The organism is Stenotrophomonas maltophilia group sp. Smal13 (assembly GCF_030236855.1).
Classification (GTDB): domain Bacteria; phylum Pseudomonadota; class Gammaproteobacteria; order Xanthomonadales; family Xanthomonadaceae; genus Stenotrophomonas; species Stenotrophomonas maltophilia_A.
The window spans coordinates 1-10630 of the sequence record NZ_JASJSQ010000133.1 but is presented as its reverse complement, the minus strand read 5'-3'; the positions used below and the strand labels follow the sequence as shown (position 1 = coordinate 10630).

Sequence of the window (10630 nt, the reverse complement as noted above, 5' to 3'; positions counted from 1 at the left end):
TTCGCTTTCAGCAGGGGAGGGGCTCCTTCGGGCGATCTGCGGGGGCGCAGTCCTGCAGGCCGGCGAGGTGACCGGGCTGGCAGGCAACCGAAGGCATGACCCGATCCTAGCCATGCCCTTCCATGACGTAAAATGGTATTACTTCACCAATCCATGAGCGGGATTCATCGTCATGCTGGAACGGATCCACCTCAGCATCGTGCAGCAGGTCGAGCAGCAGGGCTCGCTGACCGCTGCCGCCGGCGTACTCAACCTGACCCAGTCAGCCCTGAGCCACAGCATGAAGAAGCTGGAACAGCAGCTGGGCACCGACGTCTGGCTGCGCGAAGGCCGCAGCCTGCGCCTGACCCAGGCCGGGCAGTACCTGCTGGCGGTGGCCAATCGCGTGCTGCCGCAGCTGGACCTGGCCGAAGAGCGGCTGGGCCAGTTCGCCCAGGGCGAGCGCGGCGCGCTACGCATCGGCATGGAATGCCACCCGTGCTACCAGTGGCTGCTGAAGATCGTCTCGCCGTACCTGGCCGCCTGGCCGGACGTGGATGTGGACGTCAAGCAGAAGTTCCAGTTTGGTGGCATCGGTGCGCTGTTCGGCTACGAGATCGACCTGCTGGTCACGCCTGATCCACTGCTGAAGCCGGGCCTGAAGTTCGTGCCCGTGTTCGACTACGAGCAGGTGCTGGTGGTGGCCAGGAGCCACCCCCTGGCCAAGGTGGATCACGTAAAGCCGCGCCAGCTCGGCCAGGAAGTGCTGATCAGCTACCCGGTGCCGTTCGAGCGCCTGGACATCTACAACCAGTTCCTGCTGCCGGCCGGCATCACGCCGCGGCGCCACAAGACCATCGAAACCACCGACATCATGATGCAGATGGTGGCCAGCGGCCGTGGTGTGGCCGCGATGCCGCGCTGGCTGGTGGAGGAGTACGCGGCGCGCATGGACGTGGTGCCGGTGCGCCTGGGGGCGAAGGGCATTCCCAAGCAGATCTACCTGGGTGCGCGTGAGGCCGATACCGGCATCGACTACCTGCAGGCCTTCGTCGAGCTGGCCCGGAACAGCACGCCGATCGCCGGCAATGCAGGCGGAGCCCGTTGATGCCCGCACCTGGATCGCAGCGGGCGGAAGCCTTCATCAACGCGTTTTCTCTGGAAGTGAGCGCGAAGGCCACGCAGGCACTGCGCGCGGAAGCGGATCGCATCGCTCCGGGAACGACGATCTCGATCCCTTACCTGGCGAGCGAGGACGACGACGCCCGGCTGGCGGCCGCGCGCACGGTGCGCGAACTCGGCTTCGAGCCGATGCCGCATCTCTCTGCCCGCCGCATCGGGTCGCGTGCGGCGCTTGCGCGGTTCTTGGAACGCGCCGCCAGCGAGGTCGGCGTCGAGCAGTGCCTGCTGATCGCCGGTGACCTGGCCACGCCTGCCGGGCCGTTTGCTGACAGCATTTCGATCATCGAGACCGGCCTTCTTGAGCGTTACAGCATCAAGGTTGTGGCCATCGGCGGGCATCCGGAAGGCCATCCGGTGATGACCGCCGAGGATCGGTGGCGCGTGTTGGAACGCAAATGCCAGGCCATCGAAGCGCAGGGCATGGCGCCGTTGATCATCACCCAGTTCGCCTTCGATGCCGATATCGTGCTGGCCTGGCTGGATGCGCTGCGCGCCCGTGGCATCACGGTTCCGGTACTGGTGGGCGTGCCGGGCCCGGCCAGCATTGCGCGGCTGGCGCGCTACGCCGCGATGTGCGGCGTGGGTGCCAGTGCATCGATGCTGGCGCGGTACGGCATCTCGATCGGCCGGCTGCTGGGAACGGCAGGGCCGGAGGTGTTCATGGATCGCCTGCTGAGTGGGCTGACGGACGCCCATGGCCCGGTCAGCCCTCACTTCTTCCCGTTCGGTGGCATTGCGCCATCACTGGGCTGGATAGAGCGGTACCGGCGGCGCACGTCGGCCGCCAGCGTTTGATGCTCTATCGATGATCGCGTGGCTGGGCCCTTCAGCCCGGCAGTTCGCACTTCATCTTGCCATCCACGTAGTACGGCTTGGGTACGTTCGGGTTTTCGCTGGTCTTCTCGAAGACCACCTCGAACGAAGCCGCATCGGGTGAGCCCTTGCGGTCGGCGCACGCCTCCTGCAGCTTCTTCTTGACCGCAGCGATGCCCGCATCGCGGTTGGCGCCGTCGGCACTGTTGGTCAGGTTCACGGTCTCGGCCGAGGCCAGTGGGCTCAGTGCCAGCAGGCAGCCGGTCAACATCAGGGTGCGCAGCTTGGTCATGGTCATACCTCATGGGTCTGCAATGAGGTCCCAGCATAGAGGCAGGCTGTTAACGGCCCGTGGCCGCCCCGGTTTCGGGGCCGGTTCTGCGGCATTCGTCGTCGAACACGTGAGGTTGGTCGAACGTTTTCCCTTCGCGGGAGGGGTTCGGCTAGGCTGCAGCGACTGACCGCAAGGATGAAGACACCCATGATCCGCTGGCTGTTCCTCGCGCTTGCCGCGCTGCCGCTCGCTGCCGGGGCCGTGGTCATCCGCCACGACGTGGACGATGCCCGCTACCGGATCGAGGGATCAGAATTTCCGGCCCTGGCCGACATGCCGGGGGAAGGGCAGGGCGTTCTGATCGCCCCACAGTGGGTGCTGACCGCAGCGCATGCCGCACCGATGGAGGGTATGGGGCAGACCATCGCCATCAACGGCAAGGACTACGGCGTGGAACGTGTGATCGTGCATCCGGGCTACAGGCGAATGCCGGAAGCCTTGGGCAAGGAAGCACTGGCCACAGGGAGCCCGGCGAAGATCCATGCGTTCCTGGCCGGATCAGATGACATTGCGCTGATCAGGCTCACGGCCCCCGTGAACGATGTGCAGCCCGTACCGCTCTATCGCGGCAGTGCCGAGGTCACGCAGGTCGCCGCTTTGATCGGAAAGGGCGCCACTGGCAATGGGGCGATTGGACTGGTGCCGGGCGGGCCGCATCGCACATCGCTGCGGCGCGCATACAACGCCATTACTGGTGGCAATGATCGCTACCTCTGGTATCGGTTCGATGCCCCGCCACAGGGCCTCCCTCTGGAAGGCGTATTGGGCAACGGCGACAGTGGTGGCCCGCTGGTCATCGGGGAACACGGCGCGTGGCAGCTGGTGGGGCTGGGCTCGTGGATCAGCGCCGTTCCCGAGCATGCCCTTGAAGCCGGCTTCTATGGCCAGGTGGTGCACAACGTGCGGGTATCGCGCTATGTGGACTGGATCGAGAGCGTCCTGGGTGCGCCCGACTACCGCCCCGTAACACCCGAAGACTGACAGCTGTCACTGGCCGCAGGCCGCGTGATTGCCAATAGTGAGCGCCATGGCGAGGACACCTCGCTACCACTCATCACAAGGGGACCGCTCGTGAACATGCTCCAGCAGATCGTCTCGCAGACACCAACCTGGGTCTGGCTTCTCCTGGCGTTCCTGGTCACGCGCGGCATTGCCGCGATGAAGCCGGGCGAAACGTCACTGCAGAAACTGGCCGTCGTGCCTGTGCTGTTCACCGTATGGGGCGCCTGGTCGATCAGCCATCGCTACGGAGTGTCCTGGAGCGCCTGGGGCGAGTGGCTGGCCGGCATCGGTACCGGCGCGGCACTGGGATGGCTGCTGCTGGGCCACGTGAAGCTGACCCTGGATGGCGCTGCCGGAAAGCTCTGGCGCAACGCGGACTACAGCGTGTTGCCGCTGCTGCTGGTCACGTTCCTGGTGAAGTACGGTTTCGAAGTTGCATTCGCGGTGTCACCGTCATTGATCGCCAATGCCGGCGCCAGTGCGGCCTACCTGCTGCTTGCCGGTGGATTCACCGGCCTCTTCATCGGCAAGTACTGCCGCTATCTGGCCTCGCTGCGACGGGACGCAGCGGGGAGGGGACTGGGGGTCGCAGGCTGAATCCCACTCCGCCGTGACGCGTCACATTAATAGCCCGGGAGGGTAGTGCCGACCACTGGCCGGCACTCCCGTCCCTACAGGCTCCAATCAACCCGCATGCCGGCGATCAACGCATTCGGCAGGTCCCGCTGGCGGGCAGGTTCGTTGAACTGGTCCGGATGCACGATGTAGTGCAGGTTCGGTGCGATCCGGAGCTGCGGGGTGAGCTGGATGCCATAGCTCAGTTCCATCATGACCTGGCTCCCGTGCGGCGTGCCGCTACCGCCTGCCGCGGCGCGGGCAAGGCGCAGGTTCTCCAAGGCGATGCCGCTGTACTTCTGCTGGGTCACAACGAAAGCGATGCTGTCCTGCGGCCGGCCGGCGAACGTGCCTTTCTGCACCACGCCCGCCTGCAGGAAATGATCCTCGATCAACTGGCCGGAGGTGCCCTTGAGCGCCGCACCGAACAGGGTCAGGCCGCGCCCGGCACCATCCCCGGTGAGTTGCTGCTCGAAGCGGGCGAACACCCCGGAACGGCCACGGCGGTTCGCATAGTCCTGGCCGCTGAGCAGCGCCGGGGCGCCGTTGGCATCGCGCAGCGGATCCAGATAGGTCGAGTTGTCCTGCCAGCCACCGAGTTCGTAGCGGGCTTTCAGTCGTGCCGAAGCAGGGCTGCGCCAACCGAGCGTATAGGGCACGATCCAGCCGGTGGCCTGACTGGTACTCCATTTCAGGCCGTGCTGGCCGTCCTCGGCCTGGCTGGGGTCGACCTGGTAGGCACCGACGCGCACATAGACATCGGGCGTCACCCAGGCCGTGGCATCGGCCATCCAGCTCGATACCGGCCACCAGGTGAAATTGCTGGTGCGGAACACGTAGGTCGGGTTGCCGCAGGCCGAATTACCCTGGAAGTACTGGCACAGCTCCGAACCGAGGTGATGGATGTTGGCCACGCTGCGCCCGGCTTCCAGCACCAATCGGTCGTTCAGCAGTTTCTGTTCAAGCGTCAGGTTGGCCAGGCGCGTGCCCTGGCCGCCGTAGATTTCCTGCACCGAGGTGCTGTTGCCAGTGCTGCTGTTGGCCAGGTTGGTGCCATGGCGGTTGATGCCGTAGGCCTTGATCGTCGCGCCCCGCCAGCCAAACGCAACGTCCAGGTTCACGTCGGCACCGAACATCAGCTGGCCGGCATACGCCGTGCCGCTGCGCTTGCCGCCGTCGAGCGTGGCGGCTGCCTCGCCGGTGTACGCCAGCTTGGGGGTGAGGACGTCGCTCGCGTCGGCGGCTGCGGCCACGGACGGCAGGGCCAGCAGGATCGCTACCGGCAACAGGCGGCGGGAAGGGGAGGTCATGGGCGAGGTTCCGTTTACAGGGTGGGAGCCGTGACCGGCTTCTTGAGGACGCGCAGCGCGACAGCGGTGACGGCCACGCCGGCCACCAGCGCCAGCAGGTAGATGCCAAGGTGGGTGACCGCATTCGGGATCGGCAGCACGAACACTCCGCCGTGCGGCACCTTCAGCTCGACACCTGCGGCCATCGAGATCGCACCGGCCACGGCCGAGCCGAGAATCAGCGCCGGAATGGTGCGCAACGGGTCGCGCGCGGCGTAGGGGATTGCGCCCTCGGTCACGAAGCTGAGGCCGAGCACGCCAGCGGCACCGGCGGTGCCACGCTCCTCGGCAGTGAAGCGGTTGCTGAACAGCCATGTGGCCAACGCGATACCCAGCGGCGGCGTCATGCCGCCGATCATCGTCGCAGCCATCGGCGTGTAGACCTGGCTGGAAATCAGTGCGGTGGAGAACGCGTAGGAGGCCTTGTTGACCGGCCCGCCCATGTCCACCGCCATCATTCCGCCCAGCAGCAGGCCCAGCAGAATCGCGCTGCTGCCCTGCATGCCGCGCAGCCAGTCGGTCAGCCAGGCCAGCAGCCCGGCAACCGGCGTGCCGATCACGTACATCATCAACAGACCGACCAGCAGCGTGCCCAGCACCGGCAGGATCAGCACCGGCTTGAGGCCTTCCAGGCTGCGCGGCAGGCGCAGCGCACGGTTGATCCAATGCACGCCGTAGCCGGCGATGAAACCGGCCAGGATGCCGCCAATGAAGCCTGCATCCATGTTGACTGCGACCAGGCCGCCGATCATGCCCGGCGCGATGCCCGGGCGATCAGCGATGGAGTAGGCGATGTAACCGGCCAGTGCCGGCACCATCAACATGAAGCCGGACTTGGCGCCGATCTGGAACAGCGACCAGGCCAGCGTGCCCTTGTGTGCATCGTCGAAGGCATAGATGCCGCCGAGCGCGAACGCCAGTGCGATCAGCAGGCCACCGGCAGTGACGAACGGCAGCATGAACGACACGCCGGTCATCAGGTGCTTGTAGGGGCCGGTGGCTCTGGCCTTTTCGGTCGTGCGGCCTGAAGCCGGCGTACCCGCCGTACCCGCCGTACCCGCCTGCACGCCGGCCTCGGCCAGCGCCTTGCGGATCAGGTTCTGGCCGTCATTGATCGCCGGCTTGGTGCCGCTCTTGAACAGGCGTTTGCCAGCAAAGCGCGACAGATCGACTTCGCGGTCGGCGGCGATCAGCACCAGGTCGGCGGCTGCGATTTCTTCGTCGCTCAATGCGTCCTGCGCGCCGACCGAGCCCTGGGTTTCCACCCGGATCGCGTGGCCCAATGCCTTGGCCGCCTGCTGCAGGCCTTCGGCCGCCATGAACGTGTGGGCGATGCCGGTCGGGCAGGAGGTAACGGCGACGATATGCTTGCCGGCGTCCGCGGTGGGCGCGGTTGCCGACGTCGCGGCAAGCTGCGCCAGCACGGCAAGCGGGTCGTCCAGCACTTCACCGAGGCTGGCGCGTACGACCTGGGCGTTGCCGAAGCGGGCGGCATCCGCCTCGCCGTCACCCACCAGCAGCAGCTGCGTTGCGGCGGCGGCCTGCGTGGCGGGCAGTGCCCCGGTCACGCCCTGGTCGCTGCGGATTTCGATCGCCAGTTCAGCGCCTTGCTGGCGGGCGGCGCGTCGCAGCGCTTCGGCGGCAAGAACCGCCTCGATGCTGCGTTCGCCGGCGGCGATGACTACGGTGGAAGCTTGCATGGGCACTCCTGGAATTCTTCGGGTTCGTCCTTGCAGGAGGGGGCGGGCCAGCCGCAGCTCCCTCTGCAGGGGTTTCAATCCAACCGCTCGATCAGTACATCGCCGGTCCACGCGCGCACCTGCGCCGGGTCCAGTCGTCGCGCGTCGCCGCTCTCCAGCCGGCTCATCGAGAACGCCGTCGCCAATCGGGCGCAACCCGTCAGATCCAGGGAGGGCTCCAGCAATGCGGCGGCAATGCCGGCGACCATGGCATCGCCGGCACCGACCGTGCTGCCGCGTGCCAGTCGCGCCGGTCGCGCGACCAGAGCGCCGCTGCGATCAATGAACAGCGCGCCGTCAGTGCCCATCGAGATCGCTACCAGTGCGACTCCGCGCTCGACCAAGGCGTGGCCTGCGGCCCGCAGGGCGCTGCGATCCGGCAGCGGCGTGCCGGTCCAGGCCTCCAGTTCGTGGCGGTTGGGCTTGATCGCGTAGGGCAGTGCGCCCTGTGCGCCGCTCAACGCGGCGGCAAGTGCGTCGCCACTGGTGTCCAGCAGTACGCGCGCACCGGCGGCGCTCGCCTGCGCCTGCAGTCTCGCCCATGCATCGGCTGGCAGCCCCGACGGCAGGCTGCCGGACAGCACCACTGGCTGGTCCGGCTGGAGCAGGGCGTCGAGCCGGCGCGATACCGCGTCCAGATCGGCGTCACACAGTAACAGGCCGGGCAGGTTGATGTCGGTGGTCTCGCCGCTGGCCTCTTCGACCAGCTTGATGTTGGTGCGGGTGCGGCCCGCAACGCGCAGGCAAGCGTCTGCGATGCCGCGCTCGGCGAACAACGCGCTGAACACGCCGTCGTTGCCATCGCCGAGCACGCCCATCGCAGTGGTCGGCACGCCCCAATCGGCCAGGCAGGCGGCCACGTTGATGCCCTTGCCGCCGGCATCGTCGCGGGAGCTGTGGGCACGATGCACCTGTCCCGGATGCAGGTGCGCCAGCCGCACGGTCTGGTCGATCGCCGGGTTCAGGGTAACGGTGAGGGCCTGGGCGCTCATGCGTGCGCTCCATCAAGGGCACGCACCTGCTCGGCAGTTTCGCAGTCCAGCGCGGTAGTGGCCAGCGCTTGCAGATCGGCCAGCGCGTTGCCACGCAGGCGTGCCTTCACGGCCGGGATGTCGTTCGGGGTCATCGACAGTTCGTCCACGCCCAGGCCGGCCAGCAGCATTGCGCCGAAGGGATCGCCGGCCAGGCCACCGCAGACGCCAACCCAGCGTCCATGCAGGCGTGCGCCTTCCACTGTGGCGCGGATCGCGCGCAGCACGGCCGGGTGCAGGCTGTCGGCCTCGGCCGCGAGTTCCGGGTTCTGGCGGTCGATCGCCAGCACATACTGGGTCAGGTCGTTGGTGCCGATCGAGAAGAAGTCGGCATGGCGCGCCAGTACATCGCTCTGGGCTGCTGCGGCAGGGACTTCAATCATGATCCCGATCGGTACTTCGGGTGCCTCGAGCGCGGCGCGCAACCGTTCGCAGATGGCGCGCAGTGCGATCAGCTCGGGCACCGAGGTGATCATCGGGAACATGATGGACAGGCGTGCGCCGTCCTTCGCCGCGCGATACAACGCACGCAGCTGTGGTTCCAGCAGGTCGGGGCGGCGCAGCAGCAGGCGCGCGCCACGCACGCCGAGGAACGGATTTTCCTCGCGTGGCAGCTCCAGGTGAGCGACCTGCTTGTCGCCACCGATATCGAGCGCGCGCACGATCAGCGGGCGGCCGTCGAGTGCTTTGGCCATCGCCACGTACGTGGCGTACTGCTCATCCTCGCTGGGCGTGCTCCCGCGCTCGAGGAACAGGAATTCGGTGCGCATCAGGCCGACGCCTTCCGCGCCTTGCTCCAGTGCCAGCGGCACCTGCTCGGGAAGGTTGACGTTGGCGCCGATGTCGATGCGGTGTCCGTCAGGGGTCTGTGCCGGCTGCGCGCGTTGCGCCGCTTCACGCTCGCGGATCTGCTGCTGTTCGGCGATCCACGCACGTGCCGAGGCGAGATCGGCCTCGGACGGCGACAGATAGAGGCGCCCGCTGCTGCCATCGATGATCGCCTTGCTCCCCGCGCTGATCGTCAGCAGCTCCGCGCCAGCGGCGACCAGCGCCGGCAGGCCCAACGTGCGCGAAAGGATCGCGGTGTGCGAGGTCGGCCCGCCCAGCGCGGTGGCGAGGCCGAGCACACGACCGGTATCTAGGTTGGCCGTGTCGGACGGCGACAGATCAGCAGCGAGCAGGATGCAAGGATGTGCAGGCAGGTCGGCAAGGCCGCCACCCGCCGCGGACGGATCAAGCTGTGCCAGTACGCGCCGGCCCACGTCACGCAGGTCGGCGGCGCGCGCGGCCAACACCGGGTTGCCCAGTGCCGCCAGCCCGGAGGCAATCTGCTCGATGGCCTGGTGCCAGGACCACGCAACGCCATGGCCTTCGACCATCAGCTGGCAGGTACGGGTAATCAGATCGGTGTCGTCGAGCAGCGCGGCCTGCGCCTTGAAGATTGCCGCATCCGAGGCGCCGAGCCGGCGCTGGGTGTCGTCCTGCAGTGCAGCCAGCTGCTGGCGGGTGCGGCTGAGCACCTCCTGCAGGCGTGCGCCGCCTTCGCCGAGCGGGGTGGGGCGGTCAGCAACGTCGGCATGCGTGCTGGCCAGTACATGCACCGGGCCGATCGCCAGGCCTGGGCTGGCGCCGATGCCGACGATCGCCGCCTGTGCGTCGGGCGGATTCCAGCCCGCAACCGGCGCGGCCTTGCGCTGCGCCGCGCGCTCGGCATCGGCCCTTTCCTGTGCCACCAGCCCGTCCATGACCTTGCGCAGCGCGGCCAACAGGGCAGGGGCATCGGCGCCCTCGGCAGACACGCTGACCGCGTCGCCATGGCGCAACCCGAGCTGCAGCAGCGCCACCAGGCTCTTGGCATCGGCAGCCTGATCGCCCGCGCGGACCTGTGCGCGGGCCGGCCCATGAGGCGCTTGGGGGCGGAAGTCTGATCGTCCGTGTTGCCTCTGGCGTGGGCCGCGAAGCCGCGCGCTGTTTCAGCCCAGCGCGTGGCCGGGCGTGCGTGCAGCCCGTTGGGATAGGCGATGGTCCAGTCGAAACGCTCGGCCAGGTCAGTCACCGGCACAGTGGGGGCCGTGGTCGCAACATCGCCGGCCAGCGCACTGATGATCTCGCTCGCATCTGCCGTGGTGAACAGGCGCTGCAGCGTTGCGTCATCCTGGATCAGTCGGGTCAGCCGGCGCAGCAGGGTGATGTGGGTATCGGACTGGGCGGCAATGCCGACCACCAGGCGGGTGACCTGGCCCGGATTCCACTCCACGCCTTGCGGGAACTGCAGTACGGCAATGCCATCGCGGCGCACCAGGTGACGGTCCTCGCCCAGCCCGTGCGGAATGGCCACGCCATGGCCGAGGAAGGTGTTCGCCAACGCCTCGCGACGCCCCATGCTGGCCTCGTAAGCCGGCGCAACGCAGCCGGCAGCGACGAGCATCTGTGCCACCTGGGCGATGGCGTCGGCCTTGTCGAGCGCCCGCGCATCCAGGCGGATCAATTCCCGGCTGACGGGGGCGGGGGTAGTCAAGGGCTGCAAGGCGGGCTCCGGGAAGGGGGTGCTGTGGCGTATTGGGAACATTCACCCTGGTGATTTCA

General features: G+C 67.6%; 8 protein-coding genes and 1 pseudogene. 4 read left to right on the top strand and 5 right to left on the bottom strand.

Translation table 11 applies throughout. From position 1 onward, the window contains the following. Nucleotides 1–172 precede the first annotated feature (172 nt). Nucleotides 173–1087 (top strand): LysR family transcriptional regulator, encoded by a 915-nt coding sequence (locus tag QRO95_RS24170; RefSeq protein ID WP_180853842.1) that lies wholly within the window; start codon nt 173–175, stop codon nt 1085–1087. After that, the gene (locus QRO95_RS24165) at nt 1087–1956 is read left to right on the top strand and encodes a methylenetetrahydrofolate reductase (RefSeq protein WP_285303645.1); all 870 of its coding nucleotides are present in this window, start codon (nt 1087–1089) and stop codon (nt 1954–1956) included. Before QRO95_RS24170 ends, QRO95_RS24165 begins: the two co-directional genes overlap by 1 nt. A 31-nt stretch (nt 1957–1987) precedes the next feature. On the opposite strand, the gene QRO95_RS24160 is transcribed toward QRO95_RS24165, so the two are convergent. Further along, on the bottom strand, nt 1988–2266 hold the full coding sequence (locus tag QRO95_RS24160) for a hypothetical protein (RefSeq protein ID WP_285303644.1): 279 nt from the start codon (nt 2264–2266) through the stop codon (nt 1988–1990). A 189-nt stretch (nt 2267–2455) separates the two neighbouring features. On the opposite strand from QRO95_RS24160, the gene QRO95_RS24155 reads away from it, so the two are divergent. After that, complete coding sequence (locus QRO95_RS24155) at nt 2456–3289, top strand: trypsin-like serine protease (RefSeq protein ID WP_180853840.1); 834 nt, start codon at nt 2456–2458, stop codon at nt 3287–3289. A 90-nt stretch (nt 3290–3379) separates the two neighbouring features. Further along, a complete protein-coding gene (locus QRO95_RS24150) occupies nt 3380–3907 on the top strand; it encodes a DUF6622 family protein (protein WP_285303643.1) in 528 nt (175 codons plus the stop codon). Between the two features lie 74 nt (nt 3908–3981). Here the strand turns inward: QRO95_RS24150 and QRO95_RS24145 are convergent, their stop codons facing one another. The 4 genes and pseudogenes from QRO95_RS24145 to ptsP all read right to left on the bottom strand — a co-directional run bounded on the left by QRO95_RS24145 (nt 3982) and on the right by ptsP (nt 10613). Continuing rightward, nucleotides 3982–5235 (bottom strand): carbohydrate porin, encoded by a 1254-nt coding sequence (locus QRO95_RS24145; protein WP_285303642.1) that lies wholly within the window; start codon nt 5233–5235, stop codon nt 3982–3984. 14 nt (nt 5236–5249) lie between these two features. After that, complete coding sequence (locus tag QRO95_RS24140) at nt 5250–6974, bottom strand: PTS fructose transporter subunit IIC (protein ID WP_285303641.1); 1725 nt, start codon at nt 6972–6974, stop codon at nt 5250–5252. A gap of 74 nt (nt 6975–7048) precedes the next feature. Next, nucleotides 7049–8005, bottom strand: a complete 957-nt coding sequence (gene pfkB, locus QRO95_RS24135; RefSeq protein ID WP_285303640.1) for a 1-phosphofructokinase — start codon at nt 8003–8005, stop codon at nt 7049–7051. Further along, nucleotides 8002–10613 (bottom strand): annotated as a pseudogene (gene ptsP / locus QRO95_RS24130) (phosphoenolpyruvate--protein phosphotransferase). Before ptsP ends, pfkB begins: the two are co-directional and overlap by 4 nt. Nucleotides 10614–10630 lie beyond the last annotated feature (17 nt).